This is a genomic window from Blautia sp. Sow4_E7, assembly GCF_052116245.1.
In the GTDB taxonomy this organism is placed as follows: Bacteria; Bacillota; Clostridia; order Lachnospirales; family Lachnospiraceae; genus Blautia_A.
Map to the genome: position 1 here is coordinate 1 of NZ_JBQKLL010000148.1, position 464 is coordinate 464.

At 42.7% G+C, this 464-nt stretch carries 1 pseudogene; it reads right to left on the bottom strand.

The window, feature by feature from the left end:
* Positions 1-119: 119 nt before the first annotated feature.
* A pseudogene (locus ACTQ50_RS19795) lies at positions 120-251 on the bottom strand (DUF6431 domain-containing protein); the annotation flags it as partial.
* Positions 252-464 lie beyond the last annotated feature (213 nt).

A 464-nucleotide genomic window follows, 5' to 3' on the forward strand; every position in this document is an offset into this window, starting at 1 on the left:
CTTGCACCCTGGAGTGAAAAACTCCAATCTATCAAAAATCGCATGTGAATTATAGTGAATTACTCCAACTCGCAAAGGGCTGGGGTAATTTTATATCTGACCGCATTATTAGTTGGCGGTTACTCAGGAAGCTCATGACTGATCCGCCCACAGTCTGTACATTTCAGTCTCCGAATAATCAGATGGACGACAGAGGCATCCTGTCTTCGCAATATCCTTTTACGGCTGCCGATCACCTGAAATCTGCCCTCACACCATGGACAATGGGATTTTTCCCTGCTCCTTACATAAAAAAATCAGAGTTATCCTTGCGTTCTAATCGGTAATGTTTTATAATAACCATGTTTAGTGAGTGGAGCATTCCTGATGACGTGCTGGTAACACGACATCATAAAGGGAATGCTCTTTTTCTTTCTATAGATTTATGGTCATTATAACCGTCTGTTCATGGACTGGCAAGCCCG